The sequence below is a fragment of the Paracoccus cavernae genome (assembly GCF_042430175.1).
In the GTDB taxonomy this organism is placed as follows: domain Bacteria; phylum Pseudomonadota; class Alphaproteobacteria; order Rhodobacterales; family Rhodobacteraceae; genus Paracoccus; species Paracoccus cavernae.
This window is the reverse complement of sequence record NZ_JBHMDZ010000048.1, coordinates 25,615-45,606: the sequence shown is the minus strand read 5'-3', so window position 1 is coordinate 45,606 and position 19,992 is coordinate 25,615. Positions and strand designations below refer to the sequence as shown.

General features: G+C 63.1%; 19 protein-coding genes. 7 read left to right on the top strand and 12 right to left on the bottom strand.

The annotated features are described in order from the left end of the window. Positions 1 to 5: 5 nt before the first annotated feature. Together ACFFUC_RS16915 and ACFFUC_RS16910 are read right to left on the bottom strand one after the other, a co-directional pair. The gene (locus tag ACFFUC_RS16915; protein ID WP_377688060.1) at positions 6 to 1,490 is read right to left on the bottom strand and encodes a hypothetical protein; all 1,485 of its coding nucleotides are present in this window, start codon (positions 1,488 to 1,490) and stop codon (positions 6 to 8) included. A gap of 18 nt (positions 1,491 to 1,508) precedes the next feature. Beyond that, the gene (locus ACFFUC_RS16910; protein WP_377688058.1) at positions 1,509 to 1,934 is read right to left on the bottom strand and encodes a DUF1036 domain-containing protein; all 426 of its coding nucleotides are present in this window, start codon (positions 1,932 to 1,934) and stop codon (positions 1,509 to 1,511) included. A 194-nt stretch (positions 1,935 to 2,128) separates the two neighbouring features. On the opposite strand from ACFFUC_RS16910, the gene ACFFUC_RS16905 reads away from it, so the two are divergent. Genes ACFFUC_RS16905 through ACFFUC_RS16885 form a run of 5 tightly spaced genes read left to right on the top strand, consistent with a single transcriptional unit; the run spans position 2,129 to position 5,291 of the window. Next, positions 2,129 to 2,653 carry a hypothetical protein gene (locus tag ACFFUC_RS16905; RefSeq protein ID WP_377688057.1) on the top strand — a complete coding sequence of 175 codons (525 nt, stop codon included), beginning with the start codon at positions 2,129 to 2,131 and terminating at the stop codon, positions 2,651 to 2,653. Positions 2,654 to 2,667: 14 nt separating this feature from the next. Next, positions 2,668 to 3,312, top strand: coding sequence for a MotA/TolQ/ExbB proton channel family protein (locus ACFFUC_RS16900; protein WP_377688055.1), 645 nt, complete (start codon positions 2,668 to 2,670; stop codon positions 3,310 to 3,312). A 4-nt stretch (positions 3,313 to 3,316) separates the two neighbouring features. Continuing rightward, a complete protein-coding gene (locus tag ACFFUC_RS16895) occupies positions 3,317 to 3,784 on the top strand; it encodes an ExbD/TolR family protein (protein ID WP_377688054.1) in 468 nt (155 codons plus the stop codon). Then, positions 3,781 to 4,182: an ExbD/TolR family protein gene (locus tag ACFFUC_RS16890; protein ID WP_377688052.1), complete on the top strand. Its 402-nt coding sequence runs from the start codon at positions 3,781 to 3,783 to the stop codon at positions 4,180 to 4,182. The genes ACFFUC_RS16895 and ACFFUC_RS16890 overlap by 4 nt, the downstream gene beginning before the upstream one ends. Beyond that, on the top strand, positions 4,179 to 5,291 hold the full coding sequence (locus tag ACFFUC_RS16885; protein ID WP_377688051.1) for a hypothetical protein: 1,113 nt from the start codon (positions 4,179 to 4,181) through the stop codon (positions 5,289 to 5,291). The genes ACFFUC_RS16890 and ACFFUC_RS16885 overlap by 4 nt, the downstream gene beginning before the upstream one ends. Positions 5,292 to 5,318: 27 nt before the next feature. Here ACFFUC_RS16885 and tssH read toward each other — a convergent pair whose 3' ends face one another. The 10 genes from tssH to ACFFUC_RS16835 form a co-directional block, all read right to left on the bottom strand. Further along, positions 5,319 to 8,066 carry a type VI secretion system ATPase TssH gene (tssH, locus tag ACFFUC_RS16880; protein WP_377688050.1) on the bottom strand — a complete coding sequence of 916 codons (2,748 nt, stop codon included), beginning with the start codon at positions 8,064 to 8,066 and terminating at the stop codon, positions 5,319 to 5,321. After that, complete coding sequence (tssG, locus tag ACFFUC_RS16875) at positions 8,063 to 9,100, bottom strand: type VI secretion system baseplate subunit TssG (RefSeq protein WP_377688049.1); 1,038 nt, start codon at positions 9,098 to 9,100, stop codon at positions 8,063 to 8,065. The genes tssH and tssG overlap by 4 nt, the downstream gene beginning before the upstream one ends. Next, on the bottom strand, positions 9,097 to 11,007 hold the full coding sequence (gene tssF, locus ACFFUC_RS16870; RefSeq protein ID WP_377688048.1) for a type VI secretion system baseplate subunit TssF: 1,911 nt from the start codon (positions 11,005 to 11,007) through the stop codon (positions 9,097 to 9,099). Before tssF ends, tssG begins: the two co-directional genes overlap by 4 nt. Further along, positions 11,004 to 11,606: a type VI secretion system baseplate subunit TssE gene (locus ACFFUC_RS16865; RefSeq protein ID WP_377688047.1), complete on the bottom strand. Its 603-nt coding sequence runs from the start codon at positions 11,604 to 11,606 to the stop codon at positions 11,004 to 11,006. Before ACFFUC_RS16865 ends, tssF begins: the two co-directional genes overlap by 4 nt. Positions 11,607 to 11,704: 98 nt before the next feature. Next, positions 11,705 to 12,199 carry an Hcp family type VI secretion system effector gene (locus ACFFUC_RS16860; protein WP_377688046.1) on the bottom strand — a complete coding sequence of 165 codons (495 nt, stop codon included), beginning with the start codon at positions 12,197 to 12,199 and terminating at the stop codon, positions 11,705 to 11,707. Positions 12,200 to 12,234: 35 nt separating this feature from the next. Continuing rightward, on the bottom strand, positions 12,235 to 13,725 hold the full coding sequence (gene tssC / locus ACFFUC_RS16855; protein ID WP_377688045.1) for a type VI secretion system contractile sheath large subunit: 1,491 nt from the start codon (positions 13,723 to 13,725) through the stop codon (positions 12,235 to 12,237). After that, on the bottom strand, positions 13,725 to 14,243 hold the full coding sequence (gene tssB, locus ACFFUC_RS16850; protein ID WP_377688044.1) for a type VI secretion system contractile sheath small subunit: 519 nt from the start codon (positions 14,241 to 14,243) through the stop codon (positions 13,725 to 13,727). Before tssB ends, tssC begins: the two co-directional genes overlap by 1 nt. Before the next feature lie 75 nt (positions 14,244 to 14,318). Beyond that, a complete protein-coding gene (locus ACFFUC_RS16845; RefSeq protein ID WP_377688042.1) occupies positions 14,319 to 15,704 on the bottom strand; it encodes a type VI secretion system ImpA family N-terminal domain-containing protein in 1,386 nt (461 codons plus the stop codon). 65 nt (positions 15,705 to 15,769) lie between these two features. Next, positions 15,770 to 17,110 carry a type VI secretion system-associated FHA domain protein TagH gene (gene tagH / locus ACFFUC_RS16840; RefSeq protein ID WP_377688041.1) on the bottom strand — a complete coding sequence of 447 codons (1,341 nt, stop codon included), beginning with the start codon at positions 17,108 to 17,110 and terminating at the stop codon, positions 15,770 to 15,772. Between the two features lie 7 nt (positions 17,111 to 17,117). Further along, positions 17,118 to 17,702, bottom strand: coding sequence for a DUF6931 family protein (locus tag ACFFUC_RS16835; RefSeq protein ID WP_377688040.1), 585 nt, complete (start codon positions 17,700 to 17,702; stop codon positions 17,118 to 17,120). A 277-nt stretch (positions 17,703 to 17,979) separates the two neighbouring features. On the opposite strand from ACFFUC_RS16835, the gene ACFFUC_RS16830 reads away from it, so the two are divergent. Together ACFFUC_RS16830 and ACFFUC_RS16825 are read left to right on the top strand one after the other, a co-directional pair. Continuing rightward, a complete protein-coding gene (locus tag ACFFUC_RS16830) occupies positions 17,980 to 19,128 on the top strand; it encodes a GlxA family transcriptional regulator (protein WP_377688039.1) in 1,149 nt (382 codons plus the stop codon). A 229-nt stretch (positions 19,129 to 19,357) separates the two neighbouring features. Continuing rightward, positions 19,358 to 19,927 (top strand): TetR/AcrR family transcriptional regulator, encoded by a 570-nt coding sequence (locus ACFFUC_RS16825; protein ID WP_377688038.1) that lies wholly within the window; start codon positions 19,358 to 19,360, stop codon positions 19,925 to 19,927. The last annotated feature ends 65 nt before the right edge of the window (positions 19,928 to 19,992 follow it).

The window sequence follows — 19,992 nt, the reverse complement described above, 5'->3', positions numbered from 1 at the left end:
ACCGCCTACCGGAACATCCCCGAACCGCCGAAATTGGGCGCAATCGTGCGGCGGCCAGGCGTGGCAGGCGTCGCAGCAGCTGGCGGGTTCGCGGCGGGTTGTCGGCGGCCCGCATTGCTCGGGGTATTGCGCCGCTCGACCTGATTTCGGCTGTTGGCGCCCCCGCGCCCCGCCCCCGATGCGGCAGGGTTGCCGCGCGTCTGCGCGGCGGCCGGCGCGGCCACCGGAGCGGGACAGGTCAGGTCGGGGCCCGAGATGATCGCACGGTAAAGCCCCACCTCGGGCCTTGTGGAGGGCGCACGCTGGTTGGCTGCGGCAAAGTAACGCTCGACCGCAGTGACCGAACCGCGCCCCCAGAGCCCGTCGACCGTCGAGGCATAACATGACATCCGGAAAAGCTCTGTCTGGATGGCGGCGGCCATGCGGTCGGCATCGGGATCAAACGCGCCCTGCTCGAGCAGATCGGCGAAAGCTGCGGCATCCTCGCGCCTGAGCGTCGCGCGCAGCTCGTGGCTCACCCCCATCGCATCACGCGGCGGCAAGGGCGCGGCCGCGACATCATCCGCGCGCAAAGCCGGCTCTCCCACGATGATCGACGGCTGGGGGAGACCCGCGCGCAGCGGCTGGACCAGACGGTCGCCGCCGCCTTCAACCAAAGGCGCAGTGTCCGAAGCGGGCGGGTTCTGCACGGTGCCGCCCTGCGCGGGCAGGGCCGCCGCCAGATCGCGGGGTCGGGCAGAGACCGTCACGATCTCCCCCGCGCCATCGGGCGCGCGGGCAGCGATGCGCGGGCTGGCCGGAGCGGACGGGCGCAGGGTTGTGATCACGATACTGTCGTTGCGCACCGCCTGAAGCGCGGGTGCGCCCGGTCGCCTCGCACCTGCGGGCGCGCTTCCCGGTGCGAGCGGCCGCGCAACCATCATCCCCGCCGCCTGCAACGCCCCGACCCAGCCTTCGCGCGGGCCCGCCAGAGCCGCCAAAGCGCGGTTCGCCACGGTCTCGGGCACGCAGCTCGACGAGACCGGATAGGCCACGATCCAATCACCTTCAAAGCCGAAATCGCGCGGAGAAATGTTCATGTTCGTGCCGCAATGATTGATGATGAGCGTGGTCGGACGCGGGTCGGCCCCTGCTTCCAGCACGCTTTCGACCGGCACCGCCGCAGCGACCGGCCCCGAACGATCGGCCAACACAAGCCCGCCGTCCCCACGCCCGATCGGTCCGCTGTAATAGATCAGCCGGTCGGCGCTTTCCGCTGAAGCCGTAGCGACGGCGGGCGCGTCATCAAGCGCCCCCGCCTCGACGCGCAGCGCCGTCGTACCGCGTTCGCGCCAAAAGCTTTCGACCCGCGCGATATCGGGCGCAGTCGCCAGACCCGCATCGCGGCCGGTGACGACATAGACCTCGCGGCCGAGCGAGGGCGCGGCCCAAGCGCCCCAACCTGCCGCCGCAAGGCAGGTCAGCATCAGATGTCGCATCAGCTTGTCCATCGCCGCCCCGTGCCCACCTCAGCCCGGACGCGGCGAGACAAAGACCGTCCAGTCGCTTTGCTCTTCCGTGTCGACTTCGAGAAACCGCGCGTCGAGAAAGCCGCGCACGAGGCAATCGCCCTGCCGGTCGATCGCGAAGCGGCGCGGTGCAACGCAAAGCGGCACCGCACCGGCGAGAGCCTCCTTGCCGAAAACATCGGCCGCGAAAACGTAGAAATAGCGCGATTGCAGCCGATCGCGCAGCAGGGTCGCGCATTGGTTCGGGGCGACGCGCCACCAGCCCCGCGTGACGAAATCCTCGGGCCCGCGACTTGTTCCCGCGCTTTCGGCAGCGGGTTGGCCGATGGCGATATTGAGCACATCATAGGATTGGTTGCACAATTTGAACGAGGCAGCCGCAGGCAGGGCGGCCCCCGCCCAACCCGCAAGGGTTGCTCCGATCAATGCCAGGAACCGCAGTCCGTGCATCCTTCCCCTATCGCCTTGTCCATTTCACCCGCGAATTGAGCTAACATGTCTGACGTGATATGTCCCGTCAAAAGGCCATGAGCAGAGACGCGAATCCGCACGTTCCGGCAGCTTTGGCCACTCTTTTACCCGACGGGTGCGCCCCGATCCGACCCCGAGCAGGAGCACGAATGACCCGCGCGATTCTTTATGCCCTGACGGCTTTCGCCACCTCCGTGACGGTCGCCGTGGTGACGCCCGTCGCGGGCTACGCGCAGGAAACCGGTACCACGGAGCAGAACACAACCGGCGCGGCAGCAAATGGGGCAGCGCCCGCACCGGCGACGGAATTCGACACCGGCGGCATGGTGCTCGAGTTGAATGCCGCCGAAGATTCGGCCGGCGGAGGCTGCCAGTTGACCATGGTCACCAGCAATGAAACCGGCCAGCCGCTGGCGCGTGCCGCATGGCAGGTCGCGGTCTTCGATCAGGCGGGCGTGGTACGCGGGCTGCCGATCCTCGATTTCGGAGCCCTGCCCGCCGGCAAGACCCGCGTCGCCCTGTTCGAGCTGCCCGGCCGGACCTGCTCCGAGATCGCGCGGATCGTTGTGAACGATGTTGCCGATTGCCGTCTTGCCGACGGCAGCGACGCGCCCGACCTTTGCCTCAGCCGGCTGACCGCCCGCTCGCTCGGCACCATCGCCTTCGGATTATAGGACCCCTCCCGCCCATGTTCCTGCCTACGAATTTCTCCGATCTGACCGCCTCGACTGTGGTGGTCTTCATCGCGCTTGCGATCCTGTCGGTCATGACCGCGACCGTCGTCGTCTTCAAAGTCCTGCAATTCCGCCGCATGGGCCTGGGGCGCCACCGCATTGCCGACGAGATCCTCGACGATTGGCTCAACGGCCGCCCGAACGAGGCCGTGCGCAAGGTCGCAGCCGAAAATTCGGTTCTGGCGCGCGTTTTGGGCGGCGTCATCTCGGGGCTGCGGGCGCGGCCGGGCGATAGCGGCTATGGCGAAGAACTGGGTCGTCAGACCGCGCTTTTCGAACTGACCGCGATGGGTTCGCGCATGCGCCTTCTCGAAGCGGTGGTTCAGGGCGCCCCGATGCTGGGACTGTTGGGCACGGTGATCGGCATGATCGACGCTTTCGGCAATCTTGCGCAATCCCAGCAAATGGCCGATCCGCGCCTGCTTGCGAACGGGATCTGGACGGCGCTGACCACGACCGCCTTGGGGCTGGCGATCGCGCTGGTGGCCTATTTCTTCGCGAACTGGCTCGAGGGCCGGATCGAGGAAGAGCGGCTCTCGATGGAAATGGTGATCTCTGCCGCGATCCACGGCCGCGTCGCCTCGGCGCAGGGGCGTTGAGCATATGGCGCGGGGCAGCCACAAGATCGAGCTTGCCCGCTCGAGCCGCCGCTACCGGTTTTCGCTGACGCCGCTGGCCGATACGATGTTCCAGCTGCTGGTCTTTTTCATGCTCTCGGCGAATATGGCGCCCTATTCGCTAATGACGATCCGCAGCGGCGCTTTATCAAGCACCGGCGGCGGCAGTGAGGCAAACGGCGGCGCGGCGGGCGGTCCCGAGACCTCCGATCCGATGGCCACCGCCGTCTGGTCGGTCAATGCCGACAGTATCGTCGCCAACGGTCAGCGCTTTGCGATCGACACGATCCCGACTTTGGCCGAGGCGCTCGAGCGGCAGAAGACCGGCGATGTGCTGCTGGTCGCGCAGAAAGGCGCTTCGGTCCAGATGATGGTCTCGATCCTCGAAATTCTGGCCGCACACAACATCACTGCGGTCCGCGTGGCAGACGGCGCGGCGGGGCTCGCGCCATGAGTCTGCGCCTGCCGCCCCGCCGCAAAAACGCCCATATCGACGTCTCGATGGCCATTGTGAACATCGTGCTTTTGCTGATCTTTTTCTTCGTGGTCTCGGGTCAGGAATATGCCGAAATGGGCGAAGTCGATCTGTCGGAAACCTCGGCTCTGCCGCTTGAACGTCTGCCCAAGCCGCTTTTGGTGATCGACCGCAGCGGAGAATGGAGCCTCGACGGCGAGGCGATCACCCCCGAGCTCCTGCCGCTGGCTCTCGAGAAAGAAGCGGTGGAGGGCGACGTCTTTCTGGTCCTTGACCGCGCAGCCCCTGCAAGCCAGCTGATCGCGGCGCTGAACCGGCCGGAACTGGAGCCCTACCGGCTGCGGCTGGTCACCCTGCGGCAAGGCCCGTCGCTGTGATCGGGGCGGGCGGGGCCAACGGTCGGCGTTATTGGCTTCAGGCCACCGCGATCTCGCTGGCTCTGCATGGCGCGGCTATCGCGGGGGTGCTGTACCAGCCCGATCTGCGGGCCCTGACCCGCTTCGAGCCACCACCCGAGCCAGAGATCACCATCGAAACGCTCTTTCCCGACACACCGGCAGAGGGCGAAACCGGAGATCCTGCCGCGCCCGAGATCACGCCACCCGCAGAGGTTCTGACCGAGACCCAACCCGAGCCGGAGGTGCTGACGCCGCTGCCTCCGACCGGCGCCGAGAGTCAGGCGCAGGCCCAACCGCCTGCGCAGGTCCAGCCAGAAAGCGAAGCAAGCATCGTTACGCTCGCGGCCGATCTGCCCTCGGTCGCTTTGCCCGATCTCGCGCGCGAGCTGGCCACGGCTACCGATGCGGCAACGGGCGGCGAGGCAGGACCCGTCCCCGAGGCACCGCCCGCACAATCAGGCAGCAGCGATCCCGTCGATCCCCGCTTTGCCGATCTCGTCGCGCGGCTGCGGGCGCAGTTGCAAAGCGCCTGCCTGCTCGCGCTGCCGCAGTTGCAGGACGGCACGCTCTCGCTCACGGTGCTGACCGCCAATGACCGCGAAGTCGCGCCCTTTGTGGCCGAGGTCGGAAGCGGGATGGATGCGGCTCCTGCGGGCAGGCCCGTCCTACTCGACAACCGCCAATGCCCCGGCGTGACCTTCCTGCGCCGCAATGCGAGCTATCCGGCCTTCGCTTTGCCGATCAGTTTGAGCGCCGCCGATATTGCCAGCGGCGAAAGCGCCACCGGACGGATCGAGAAGGGCGCGGGCTATTACAACACCTTGCTGTTGGTTGACGATAATGGGGTGGTGCAGGATCTGCGCCGCTTTCTGACTGTGCAAGGCGGACGCGTCACCTTCGACGTGCCGATGGCGCGCGAAGGCAGCGCGCGCGACACCAACCAACTCTTGATCGCGATTGCGACGCCGCGACCGCTGCAAAGCGTGACGCAGAATGCCGGTCGCGATGCAGCGACCTTCTTTGCCGCGCTGGATGCCGAATTGGACGATGCGGCGCGGCTCGGGGTGGTCAGCCTTTACATCCGCTGACCGACCCCGCTTTTGTCGTGCGGAGCGTTACGCCTCGGCACCCTCTTTCGCTTCGCCGGCCTTGCTGCGCTTTTTCTTCGCGGCGGCGGGCTTGGCGGCTTTCGCCTTGGGGGCTGCATCCGACGCGGCTGGGGTCGGAGCGCCAAAGACGTAATCGAAGGCTCCGTCTTTCAGAGTGATCGTCACATCCTCCATCGCGCCGCCCTCGACCATGCGGGCCAGTACCTGACGCGAGAGATCGGGCAGGATCGAGTTGGTGATGATGTTGTCGATCATGCGGCCGCCGCTGTCGGGATCGCGGGCCTGATCGACGATATGGGCCACCACCTCGTCGCCGTAAGCCAGCCGCGCGCCATGCGCATCGCGCATCCGCTTGACGATCGCCCCAAGCTTGAGCCCCGTGATCCCCGCCAAAACCTCGCGGCCAAGCGGGAAATAGGGGATCGTCACGATGCGGCCCAAAAGCGCGGGCGGGAAGACCTTGAGGAGTTCCGGCTTGAGGACATCCTCCAGCACCTCGACCGAGGGCGTGACCGCGCCGTCATCGGCCATGCGCATGATCACATCCGTGCCGACATTCGAGGTCAGCAGGATCAGCGTATTGCGGAAGTTGATGGCGCGACCGTTGCCGTCCTCCATCATGCCCTTGTCGAAGACCTGGAAGAACAGCTCGTGGACATCGGGATGGGCCTTTTCGACCTCGTCGAGCAGCACGACCGAATAGGGCTTGCGCCGCACGGCCTCGGTCAGACGGCCACCCTCGCCATAGCCGACATAGCCGGGGGGCGCGCCTTTCAGCAGGCTGACGGAATGGGCCTCTTGGAATTCGGACATGTTGATGGTGATGACGTTCTGCTCGCCACCGTAAAGCTGTTCCGCCAAAGCCAGCGCGGTTTCGGTTTTGCCGACACCCGAAGGGCCGGTGAGCATGAAAACCCCGATCGGCTTGTTTGGGTTGCCAAGGCCCGCGCGGCTGGTCTCCACCCGTTTCGCGATCATCTGAAGACCGTGGTCCTGGCCGATGACGCGTTCTTTCAGGTGATCGGCGAGGCCCAGAATGGCCTGCAATTCGTCGGCGACCATGCGGCCCGCCGGAATGCCGGTCCAATCGCTGATGACGCTGGCCACGGCCTGTTCGTCGACATGGGCATAGACCATGCGCTCGTCGGGATGGGTCGCGGCGAGTTCGGCCATTTTCGCGGTCATCTCGGCGCGGGTGGCGTCGGCGTCGAAATCCTCTCCCGCATCCTCGGCCAGACGGGCGCGCAGCGCGACGATTTCGTCGACCACGGCTTTTTCGGCCTCGAATTGCGCCTCGATCCCGACCAGCTCGGCGGCTTTGGCGTCACGATCGGCGCGGGCCTCGGCCAAACGATCGTCGGCACGCTCGCCCAGATCCTCGGCGGCGGTTTTCGCACCGATCTCGGTATCGAGCGCATTGATCGCGTCACGCAGATCGGCGATGCGCGCCGGCGTCGAGGACTGGCTGACCGCCACCCGCGCGCAGGCCGTATCCAGAAGCGAGACCGCCTTGTCGGGCAATTGCCGTGCCGGAATATAGCGCGCCGACAGTTTGACCGCCGCCACGACCGCCTCGTCCGAGATGCGGACCTTGTGGTGTGCCTCCATCGGGGCAAGGATGCCGCGGATCATATAGCTCGCTTTTTCGACATCGGGTTCGTCGACCTGAACCGGCTGGAAACGGCGGGTCAGGGCGGGGTCTTTCTCGAAATAATTGCGGTATTCGGCCCAGGTCGTCGCGCCGATCGTGCGCAAAGTCCCGCGTGCGAGCGCGGGTTTCAGCAGGTTCGCGGCATCGCCGGTCCCCGCCGCACCGCCCGCACCCACAAGCGTATGGGCCTCGTCGATGAACAAAATGATCGGGGTCGGCGAGGATTGCACCTCGTCGATGACCGAGCGCAGGCGCTGTTCGAATTCGCCTTTCATGCTGGCACCGGCCTGCATCGCGCCGATATCGAGCATATGAAGCCGCATGCCCTTCAGCGCGGGCGGCACATCGCCCGCAGCCAGACGCTGCGCGAAACCTTCGACCACGGCAGTTTTGCCCACGCCGGCCTCGCCGGTCAGGATCGGGTTGTTCTGGCGGCGACGCATCAAAACGTCGATGATCTGGCGGATTTCATCGTCGCGGCCGTGGATCGGGTCCATCTTGCCCGCCGCGGCATCCGCCGTCATATCGACCGAGAAACGGCCGAGCGCGGTGGTCGCATTGTCGGAACGCTCGCCCCCCGTGCCCGCAGCAGTCAACCCCGAGCCGTCCATCGGGCGCATTTCTTCCTCGTCCGAGGACTGCCAAAGGCCCCGCGCCTCCTTGCCGAGCTGATCGACCGAAATCTCCCCGAAAACGCCGGAGTTCAGCAGCAATTCGCGCCGCAGATTGCCGTCGTTCAACAGCGCAACGAGCAGGTGGCCGGTGCGGATCTGGGTCTCGCCAAAAAAGAGCGTGGCATAGGTCCAGGCGTGATTCAGACCATCCGCAAGGCTTTGCGAAATGCCCGGCACTTCGGTCACATTCTTGCGCAACTCGGCCATGGTCTTGTCGAGGTCTTTGAGCATGCGCCCACGGTCCAGCTTCAGCTCGCGCAGCGTTACGGAAATGTCGCTGTTCTGGCTGGAAACCGCATAGAACAGCCAGTGGCACAGCTCGACATTGCGGTTCCCCTCTCCGCGCGCATGGCGCATGGCCTGAAGGAAAGCGTCATAGCCAAGACGGTTCATCTTGCCGGCGAATTTTTCGATGCTGATCGCGGTCATGCTGACTTCCTGCCGTTTTGCGGCGCGAGGGCCGCATTGCTCATTCCGCTGTCGAGGGCGAGCGCGAAACGCGCCGCCTCGACAAACTCGGGGGCCTTGGCGGCCCGTTTGGTCTTCTTGCTTTTCTTGGGTCGCGGCAAAGCGGCCATCCATCCCAGATCGGCGCTTTTCCCGAGCTGCGCCGGAGGAACTTCCGATTGCGGCAGCGACAAAGCGATCTCCACGTCGAAGCTTTTGCCGAGGTACCAAAAGACGACGTTGGCCATCTGGCCGAAGTTTTCCGCCCCCGGAAGAAAGCTGCGATACTCGGCCAGACTGCGGGTCCGCACATGCAGACGCACCTTTTCTCCGACCGAGCGGACCCGCGCGCCCAGATAGGTCGAGCGCCCCAAGGACGAGCCGCTTTGCCCTAAAAGGCTGTGATCCTCGGCGTCGAATTCCATCCATGCGGGAACGTTTTCCTCGACCACGACCTGCAGGCCGAAGTAGTGGGACAGCATCTGCTGGAGCCGCACCGGACTGCGCACGCGGCCGCCGAAAATCGAGACCAGCGGCAGGCGCGCCAGATCGGGAAAACGGTCGTGATCGAAGAAAGCCGGCGTGCCGACCCCCGACAAAGCCGCGACATAGCCGCCGAAACGGTTGCCCTCTGCATGGTCATATTGCGTCACCGCATGGGCGTCGGACCAGGCGCGATAGAAGAACTGGTAAAAGCGCGTCGCGAAAATATCGGTGAAATGGACGAAGGCGTCTTCGCCATGCTCCCGCCAGCGCAGAACGTCTTCGGTGGTATTGAGCGGCAGCGCACCGTTGCCGCCGAAAAAACCGATGAACTGGGCACGCACGTCCGGCAGCCCCTTGGAGCTGGTCTCTGCCTCCGAGAGCTCGCTCGCGGGAAAGGCCAGCTGCGGGTCCTGCCCCAAACGGGCGGGTTCATCGGCGATGCGTCGCGACCGCCCGATCGGCGGCTTGTGCGGATTCTCCCGCTCTATCCGGCGCAAAAGCGCGAGGAAACCGGCGTCGCTTGCGATCATAGCAGCGGCCCCTTGCCGTTGCGGGGCGGCCAGCGCTTGATGGTGCCGCGCTGCTGGCTGATCGTCACCGATTGGGTGAAGCTGTTAACATTGGCATATTCGGCAAAGAAGCGGTCGAGCACCGCCGCAAGCAGAATGACCCCCGTCCCCTCAAAGGCGGTCTCGTCATAAGTCACCGAGATTTCCAGCCCGCGCGCCGGAAAATAGCCGTCCTCGCGCCGGATCGATCGTACAACGGGACGCGTCGTAATCGATTTTATCCCCGCAATCTGCGTCTCGACCGCATTGTCCGAAAGATCGGCAAAGAGGGACAGCATCTCGCGCAAGGCCGCCGCACTATCGCCGGTGCCGCGATCATCGAGGCCGAAATGATTCAGCCCGAGATAGGAAATCAGCCGCCATTGGACCTCGCCCTGCGTCAGGCGATGCGGCCCTTCGCGATCGATCTCGGTCATGGGCTCGCGCGGGCGTGTCGGACCGGCAACGCAATCGAGCGACACGGTCACGTCGTTCGTCATGCGGAAATCGTCCGAGCCCGCAATCGGCAGATAGGCCGGCAAATGGCGGTTCGACGACAGCGTCTTAATATGGAGCCGCTGCGCCCGCCCGTTCGGGTCGATATCGGGCGGCTCGTAGATCGTGATGAAGGTCTCGGTGCCGCGATAATCGTAACGCATCCCCGCCTGACGCTCGCTGTCGGTCAGGCGGCGTTGGCGGCGGCGCGTGGTGTAGAACATGACATTGCGTTGCGCCACCTGCCCCGGCGGCAGCGAGTAGAGCGGAAAAACCTCGACGCGGCTGCGCGCGGTCCCGAAGCTCGCATAGACCTTTTCGATGCGCTGGACCTCGTAATAGGTCAGGGGCGAGCTGTCGGGCGTCACCACATATTCGTAACGGCGGTCATCAAGCCGGACCTGGTTCGAGCTTTCCTCGAAAAGGTTCACGGCCGGCACGCAAAAAAGCCGCGCATGGCTTGCATCGACATGTTTCGCAAGCATGTCGTCCGAGCGCCCGAATTCGAGAACCAGCTGCGCCTCCGCGCTCTTGATCCGCGAGAGGATCTTGCGCAAACCGCCGATCTTGAAACCCAAAAAGCGGCGCGGAAAGATGAACTGGTCGCGCAAAAGCGAGAAGCCGCCAAACAAGCGGTTGTCGGAGGCGAAAAGCGTCTCGTCGGCGCCAAAGCCAATTTGCGACAGCTGCTCCGGCGCGAGCCGGATAAACACCGGATCGCCCTGTGGCGACATGTAGCGCAGCGAGATGCGCAGACAGTCGCAATGGATTTGCTCGTAAAGCGCCACGGCCTGCGGCATTGCACCGGTCAGATGGAAGGTCAGGTCATCAAGCGGCAGTTCGGACAAGGATCCGCCGTTCTGGTGGCGCAAATCAATCTGGAGCCCTGCACGGGTTTTCTCGGTTGGATCCTGGCCCAAAGATCCGATCAATGCCGGACGGTCGTGATAAACAACCAGAGTCCGCTCGATTTGCCAGATATCAAGTGGCGCACAAAGGCTGAATTGGCAGGAAACACGCTGATCGGCATCGCGAAACCGTGCATCGAGATATTCGCCACGTTCGAAGCGCAAACCCTCGTCTATATCGCGGCGATCAAGCGGGACATGCGCTTCGACGAGCATGACGCTTGGAATGGGTGAAAGGGCTTCGGGGAAGATCTGCTCCAGAAGTTCGCGGGTAAAGCCGGAGAACTCCTCATCGATTTTTAGCTGGACCCGCGCCGCCATAAAGGCGGTTCCCTCAAGCAAGCCCGCAATCCACGGATCGGCATTGTCACGCAAGAGGCCGCCCAAGCGGTCCGCCAAACCGGGAAACTCCGCCGCGAATTCCGCCGAGCGCTCGTAGAGCAGCGCCAGTTCACGGTTATAAGCGTCGCGGAAGGCCTTTCTCATGTTTCGTCCTGCATTCTTTTCATCTGGATCTTCCCGAGCGACGGGTCGACTTCGGCAAGAAACTCCATCGAGATGTCGGTCGGGCTCGAAATCATTTCGCCAAAGATTTCAAATGTAACGCGCTGATCGGGAGAAGGGTCCTCTTCCTTGATGCGAACCTCCAAAGTTTGCGGACGCAGGCGGGGCTCATTGCGGATCAAAGCTGTCCGGATCGCGCTGGCAACCTCGGTCATACTCATATGCGACTTCCACAGGCTTTCGAGATCCTGAAAGCCGAAGTTGACGATTGAATCCCGCACATAAGGCGCGTCATCAAGATCGCTGACCGTATCGAGCCTGATCGTATTCATCAAACTGGCAACGTCGCGCGCCAAATCGCGGCGTAATGCGGCATCTGATGCACCCTCCCGCCTTTTCTGGCTTCGGGTCGTCAAATCACGGTCCCCGTCGGAATAGTGCCGTCCTGTGTCGCGCGAATCCTTGTTTTCGGCTGCCTCGCGGAAAACATGCATCAGCGACATTTGCCGCAATCCGCCTTTCTCGGCGAATTCGTATTGCCCCCTGCGGGAGGGGCGTTCCGGATCGGATCTATTGGCCATTTTCCTAACCGAAGCACGAGAATGCGCGAGCGGGATCACGCAAAGAAGGAGCCGGCGATAGAATTCGCCGGCTCCATATATCGTTCAAAAAGAACAGATTAGCCGAGCGGGCGGTTCTCTGCGATTTCCCAGCCAGCGGTCGTCTCGGCGCCTGCGCCACCGTTGTCGTCCTGCGTGGTATAGGTCACTTCGAACGAGCGGAAGTTCAGCGAAAGCGATTCCTGGACACGATCCAGACCATCTTTTTGACCGCCAGTATTATAGCTGGAGATCATGATGTTTTTCATTGCGATTTTCATATATTCGACCGGCTTGTTGCCGCCCGATTTACGAACAACCAGCTCGCCGCTTTCAATGTGCTCACCGCTTGCGCAACGCTTGATCAGGTCGTTGGTGGCCAGATCGACATATTTGGTCAGATGAAGATCCGAAACATTGACCTTGCCGCCGCCACCGCCTTTACCAAGATGCGTGGTCCCCGACTGGGTGAGACCCCAGTTCCAGCCCAGAACATCGATCTCATCGCGGTGGGTATCGTCTTGCGACTCGCCCCGGATGTTATTGGAAAGTTTCAGAAAAAAATCAACAGCCATTTATTTTCCCTTTGCGGAAGTGGTGGTCAAACCGTTTACTTGCCTTTCGGCAGTTTGGAGACGAGAGACATCCCGACATCCATTCCTTCAAGCTGGAAGTGCGGCTTGAGGTAGAATTTACCCATGTAGTAACCGGGATTCTCCTCGTCCTCGACAACTTCCACTTTGGCACCGGCCAAAGGCTTTTTCGCCTTTTCCCGTTCGCTCGCATTTTCAGGGTTAGCCGAAACGTATTTGTTAACCCAGGTTTGCAGCTGCAATTGCAACTGGTTGCGATCGGGACTTTGACCGATCTTATCGCGCACCATACATTTCAGATAATGACTGAAACGCGACACCGCGAAGATATAAGGCAAACGCGACGACAAATTGTCGGAAGCGGTTGCCATCTCGTCGACGTACTTCTTGGGGCGATAAATCGTTTGCGCACCGATAAAGGCCGCTTTATCCGTGTGCTTGCGGTGAATAAGGCCGATCAGGCCAGCCTTCGACAATTCACCTTCGCGGCGATCGGTAATCGAAACTTCGGTCGGGCATTTCAGCTCTTTTGCACCGTCGCCGGTTTCAAACGTATGGGTCGGAAGACTCAGAACTTCGCCACCCGACTGCACACCGCGGATTTGCACGGTCCAGCCATGCTCTTTATGAGCACGGTTGATGTTGACGGCCAAAGCATGGGCCGCGTTCATCCAAGCGTATTTCTCGCCGGCGCGACCATCGGTTTCTTCTTCGTAATTGAATTCCTCGACGACCGAATTGGAACTCTGGCCGTAGGGTTCACGCGAAAGCACGCGCGGCAGGGTCAGCGCGATATAGCGCGAATTCTGGGAATCGCGCAGGCTGTTCCATGCAGCGTAGTCGGGCGTGTCGAAGATTTCGGACAGATCCGGCGGCACGCCGATCTCGGTCCAGCTATCCATGCCCAGAAGTTCGGGCGCGGCAGCCGAGATGAAGGGCGCATGGGCCGCAGCCGCGACCTTGCCGATATCGCGCAGCAAAGCGACGTCAGGCGTCGAGTGATCGAAGAAGTAGTCGCCGATCAGCGCACCAAAGGGCTTTCCGCCAAGCGTGCCGAATTCGGCCTCGTAGATGCGCTGGTGCAGGGGGGACTTGTCCCATTTCGCGCCGGGGAAACGGCGCATCATCTGCTGCAGCTCTTTCTTGGAAACGTTCATCACCTTCACGCGAAGGCTGGCGTCGGTTTCCGAATTGTTGACCGTATAGGCCAAGCCGCGCCACGAGGATTCCAGCTTCTGGAACTCTTCGTGGTGCATCACGGCATTCAACTGGTCGGTGAGCTTCTGGTCCAGCTTCGAGAGCATGGCGTCGATCGTGTCGATCACGTCGTCGGCGATCAACGTGTCGTCGTCGAGCGCCTCGCGCACCAGCGCGACAACGGCATTATCGACCTCGCGTGCGGCAACTTCGGTGCGCGGCTTGATCGTCTGACGCAGAATGTCCGAAAAGCCTTCAAGCTCGGCAAGGGCCTCCGGACGGCCTGATTCGACTTGAGCTTCGTGAGCCATTATTCGTCCTCACCTTTCTCTTCGACCTTGCTGCGCTCGGCCAGAGCGGCCATCAGCTCGGGATCGTTAAGCAACTGGCGGATCTGCTCTTGTGCTTTGGGCTTGGAGTTCATGTAGCGCTGGAGGTTCGCCAGATGCTCGCGTGCTTCCAGCAGCTTTTTCAGTGCCGGAATCTGGCGCGCGACATTGGCCGGATTGAAGTCGTCCATCGAGGAAAACTCCAGCGAGACCGCCAGACGCCCCTCGCCGTCGCCCAGACGGTTTTCGGTGTTGAAGGCGATGCCCGGACGAACGCTGTCGACATATTCGTCCAGCGTGTTGGCCGTCACATCGACGAACTCGCGCTCTTCCATCGCCGGCTTGTCGACAGGCGACGAATTGCCCGACAGATCGGACATCACGCCCATCACGAAGGGCAGCTCGACCATCTTCTCGCTGTCGTAGGGATCTTCATACGAGATGTTCACCCGCGGAGGACGGTTGCGTTTAATAAAATCCGTGGATTTATCCGATGCCATGTTTCCAGATCCTCAGTCTTGATGATGATGAACGTGTTTATTTGCTATATGTCAATGCGCATAAATCTTATTAGACTATACTTGTTCAGGTGTTTGGGGTAACAATTCGCCTAAAATCGCGTCAAAAGTTTTGGTGAGCATCGTTCTTGCACTTCCAAGGAGAACGGGAACCGGACTTGCTGGCTCGTTGCGCATGTAGAACTCCTCGACGCCGCGCAAATTCGAGGCGAGTTGCCCGCGATCGGCGATTACCACCGATCTAGTTTCCCCTAGGGAACCAGAATCACCCGTGCCGCGATCCGCCCCTTCGTCCCGCGTCTGCGGCGCCGATTGGGCGAGCATCCGAAGGCGCGACATGTCCAGCGAGAAGCCCAATCCGCGCCCGAGATTGAGCGCGGCGCGTTCGGCCTCGTGCGGGCGCAAAAGCTCGATTGCTTCGACAAGGGACTTGCCGACCAAAAGCCGCGCCTGCGTCACCAAAAGCAGCGAAAGCGACGAAGGTTCGTTCAGCGCGAGATAGCCTTCAGCCGCCCCGATCACGGCGCTGGCCTGCGCATGGCTTGCGATATGGACCGAACCTGCTTGTGGCAGGCTCGCGGGCTGGAGCAGCTGTGCGGGCTCGTCGGAGGAAGGAGGCGGCACGTCTTCGTCCGTGGCCGTCGGCTCGGGAGCGGTATCCGCCGCGCTCCAGGGGGCGAGGTTCGGCAAAGCCTCGGCGATCAGTTTCTGAAGGTCTGCGATCGTAGCGAAGACCGCCGAGAAATCGGGCGTGAAGGGATGGCTCGGATGGCCTCGGCTCAGCGTGATGATGCGGGCATAGGCCTGCGCCGCGCGGCTCAAGGCGGTATGGAGCGCGGTCAGCGGCGCGACATTCGCCGCGTTTTTCAGGGTCGAGACGATATCGCCGGTGGTCGCGGTTTGCTCTGCCTCGGACATGCGCGGCTCGGCGGCACCATCGGCCACCAGAAAGCTGCGGTAGCTGATGTCGGCGTTGTTCAGGAACGGAAGATGGACCAGCGGCATGATCACCGTGGTCTGTTCGGCCAGAGCATCCAGCGCACCGCGCCGCTCGGAGGTCGTGGTCTGGATCTGCGGGTGCACGAGATCGCCGCGCAATGCCAGAAGATCGGCCACCGCCTCGAGCGTCTCGGCAAAGTCGGCGGGGCGCGCGGCGAGGATCTGGAACCGCGCCAGCAGGCTCAGAAGGCGCAGGTCGCGGCTGCGTTGCAGCAATCCGGTGATGGATTCCGTCTCGCGGCGCAACAAAACGGAGCGCGGATCGAAAAGCTGGTCCTCGCTACCGCCCAAAAGGTTCGGCACGCCCGGCGTGAAATAGCGGTCGGGGAGACGGCCCTCGGCCTCGAAGTAATAGTCGATGAAATCTGGATCATCGCTCTTTTCGAGATCGTGTCCGCAGGGTTCGGCCACGGTGACCGGCTCTTGCAACCATTCCCACGCCATGCTCTCAGCCCCTTCCCCGTATCCTGCGGCTTTTCGCCGGCTGTGCTGTCCTGTCCATCGTGCGCTCACCCGATCTGGCCGGAGCCGCGCGCCAATGCGTCGCGGTATGCGCTTGCGAAATGTTGGATGAATTCGTCGAGAATGCCGTTTTCATGCGGCGCAGCCTTGGCATCCCAACGCGTGACAAAGGTCTCCCAGGCCCGCGCTTTGCGGTTGGCGCCAAAGCGGCCCGCCTCGGTCCCCGCCTCGATCGCGCCGGGGTCGAGATCGCCCATCAGCTTCATCAGCGCGGGTTGCAGCGCCGCGAAAAGCGCAGCCTGATGCTGGCGCAGATCGCGCAAAGCCTCGTCGAAACCGGCCGTTCCCGTCATGAAGCCCGCGCGCGGACGCAGGAACATCGCCTCGAGCGCCTGATCCGGATCAGGAAGGAACTTCAACGGGTTGTTGTCGGTCGCCGCCCGCATCGTGCGCTCGCCCACCCGCACGAACTGCTTGGCGGAGGCGCGATCGCGCAAGGCCAGCATCACCTCGGAAGTGGCTGCGCGCATGGTTTCGCCCAGAAGGCGCGCAAGGTTCTCGGGCGGCACACCCTCGGCCCATTCCGGCGGCAGGCCCGCACCCTCGCAAAAGGCACGCGCAAAGCCGCGCCCGTCATCGGCAGGAGCCGAAGGCGGGACCGCTTGGGGCGCTTCAACAAAGACCGGCCGGTGATCGACAGGGGCAAAGCCCGCGCCTTGCCCGGGCGGAAGGCCCATCGGCTGGTCCGGCATCGCGGCCGCAAAAGGCGAGGCATTGTCCGCCTGCGCCGGATGGGGCAGCGCAGCGCCATGCCCGAAAGCTTGCGGTTGATGCGCCGGTGCGAAAGGCGGAGGAACGGCAACCGGCGGGGGCTCGGCATGACGGGGGAAGGCCATGAATTCGCGCTCGAACCCCGAGGAATGCTGCTGGGGATGGACCGGAACCGGATCGACCGGCATCAAACCGCCCTGACCGCTGCCGACCGACCAAGGGTCCTCTTCGGACTCTTGCGCGAACACCGGCCCGCCATAGGACGGCAGCGAGCCCGGATTCATCCCGCCATTCATCGAAGGCGCATCCATCAGGGCCACGACAACATATTGGCCGATCTGGAACCGGTCGCCATGTTCAAGCCGGTGCGGACCGTCGAGCCGGTGGCGCATGCCGTGCAGGAAGGTGCCGTTGGTCGATTGGTCGCGCAGCCACCACGCGCCGTCCCTGAAATAGACATCGAGGTGATGGCCCGAAATATGGCGGCTCGCATCGGGAAGCACCCAACCCATCCCTTCGCGGCGACCGATCTGCAAGCCCGCCTCGGGCACAACGATGCTGGCCGGGCCGCCATCGTCGAGGATCTGGTAGTTTTCGATGAGAAGGGTCAGCGACATGGGCAGCTCAGAACGCCCTGAACAAGGTTTCGGCCATATCGATGAACCGTGCGAGATAGCTGGGCCTGCGCGACAATTCGGAACGCGCGAGGCAGGACAAAACCGCGCTGTTGATCGCTTGCGGCGTGCGATAGGGCGGCGGGCGCATCGGATCGTTCGGGGCGGGACCGCCCACCGACCAGCCGACCGCCAGACCGAGCAACACCGAAGGCGTCCGCGTCGGTGCGAAAAGCGCCTCGCGCATCAGGCGGTGGCGCATCGCCGTGGTCGGGCTGCTGACCCAGGCCGCAATATCCTGCAGCATCGGCTTTTCCAGCGGGCTGAGATGGTCGGCCATCAGACGCAGACATTCATAGCCCCAGCCTGCGGCCACAGTCGGTTGCGCGGCGAAGGCGGCGAAGGTCACGCTTTCCTCGGGGGTGGTCGAGGAGCGGAGGCGGTAAAGATACTGCAGATTGCCCTCGTCCTGACGCGGCCGCATCGTGGTCAGCATCTGGATCTCGGGCAGGCGCGTATAAAGTTCGGACGGGGTATCGAAGCGCGTGGACCGGCGCGGCGGTGCGGTTTTGTCGGTCGGTCCGGTATCAGTCATCATTTGCACGGGATTCGCAGGCCGTCATTGAGGTCGCAATATGTCTTAAACGTTTGCGGTCCCGAGGTCGAGGTTACTCTATACCAATTCGGCAAATGGTCTTTGGTTCCGGTTGCCGCAACGAAAAGGTGTCTGGCCGCACGGGACATGTGCAGGGAAAAGCGCCATCTGGATGCAGGGCGGCGCTTTCGCTATGACAAAGAAGACGCGGCAGACGCCTCGCGGGATTCGCGGCAAGCCGCGAAGGCGGGCGCAAGCGGAGGGGGCCCAAGCGCAGGTGACAGATCAGAAATCACAGCAAGGACAGCTTTCCTTTGCGCCGCTTCAGGGACCGGAGGGATCTTCCCCCGCCGGGCAGGTCGCTGGCGACCAACCGAAAACAGGCCGGAAGCCTGAGGACCAGCCGCGCGACGACCAATCGCGCTATGTCGCGCGCGGCATCGCCCATATGGCGCTGTCGAAGACCGTGACAAAACCGGTCTCGGTGGATTTCGTGCTGATGGCCGATTTCACCATGCTGGCCTTTACCTCGGCAATCGAGCCGTTGCGGGTCGCCAACCAGCTGACCGGCCAGATCCTCTTTACATGGCAGATCCATTCCGAAGACGGCCGCCCCGTCACCTGCTCGAACGGTGTCACGGTCATGCCCGACGGCGCCCTGCCCGAGGATGGCCGCGCCGATTACGTTCTCGTTTGCGGCGGCGTCCTGCCCGAACGCGCCTGCACGCCCGCGCTCACCAGCTGGATCCGCAAGCAATGGCGGCTCGGCCGCACGGTCGGCGGGCTTTGCACCGGAGCCTATGCCTTGGCGCGCGCCGGCATCCTGAGCGGCAAGCGCTTTACGCTTCATTGGGAAAACCTCACCAGCTTTGCCGAGAAGTACCCCGACCTCGCCCCCGAGCGCCGGATTTTCTGCATCGAGGACCGGATCGTGACCTGCGCGGGCGGGGTTGCCTCGGCCGATCTCGCGCTCAAGCTGATCCATGATTTCTACGGCGAGGCGCTGAGCCAGTCCGTCATGAACATGTGCCTGCTCGGCCAACAGCGCGGCGGCGAGGATGAACAGCTCGCCTCGTTGGCGGCGCGGCTGGGGACGCGCAACGACAAGCTGGTGCGCGCGGTGGCCTTTCTCGAGCGCCATATCGAGATGGAGCTGAACCTCGATGCCTGCGCCGATCACGTCGAGGTCTCGCGCCGCCAGCTCGAGCGGCTTTTCCAGCAATACCTCGGGCTGACGCCGCTGCAATATCTCAACGGGCTGCGGCTTCAGCATGCGCGCGCGCTGCTCGCCGAGACGAATATGGGCGTGATCGATGTCGCCGTCGCCTGCGGCTACGGATCGAGCGCGCATTTCTCCAAGATCTTCCGCAAGCAATACGGGATCTCGCCGCACAAGTTTTCGGTGCTGCGCAAGGGCGGGGCCTGAGGGGGCGGTCTTGCGGCAGAAGGTCGCACGGATGAGTCGCAGAGCGGTCTGATCGGGCGTGATTTCCGCTGGTGCGGGCGCGGCCTCCCTGCCCTGAGCGATTGATTTTCCGCAAGACAATCATTGCTCCGATTGACAAGATCGCAGGCCGAATATATCCGAACGCTCGTTCCGCTATTTCCGAATGGCTGGCCCGGTCACTCCGACCGGACCGCCCAAAAGGCAAACCATGGGCCGCAAGCGCACGATTGACCGCGAGGCGACAATGCTCGCCATAGAATCGGTTGTCCGCAGACAGGGTGTCGGCGGGCTGTCGATCGACGCTGTCGCCAAGGAAGCCGGCATCAGCAAATCCAGCGTGGTCTACGACTTCCAAAACAAGGCCGGCCTGCTTGCCGCCTTTACCCGCAGCCGTATCGCCGCACATCGCGAACAGCTCGACGCGCTTTTGCCGCAGGACGACGCCCCCAACCGCTGGTTGCGCGGCCTGCTCCAAGCGTCGGAGCAATCGCCGACCGAGGAAGAGGTCTCGATCGCGATGCTGATTTCTTCGGCAATGAGCGCCGAAGAGGAATGCCATGCGCTGATGTGCGAAGAAATCTGCCAGACCATGGGCCGCGTCGCCCAGGAGGCCGATGACCCGCGCCGCGCCAGTCTCGCTTATCTGGCCCTCCACGGGATAAAATCGCTGGAGTTTTTCGGATTTTGTCGCTTTGATTCAGAATCTCGGCAAGAGCTTCTGGACGATATCCGCGGGCTCCTGCAATCTTCGGGGCCGGAACCTGCGGCAAGCAATTGAAAACGCCCCTCCAAGACAAGAACCAACGAATTTCCAACCGACCGACACACCGCGTCCGCACGCAA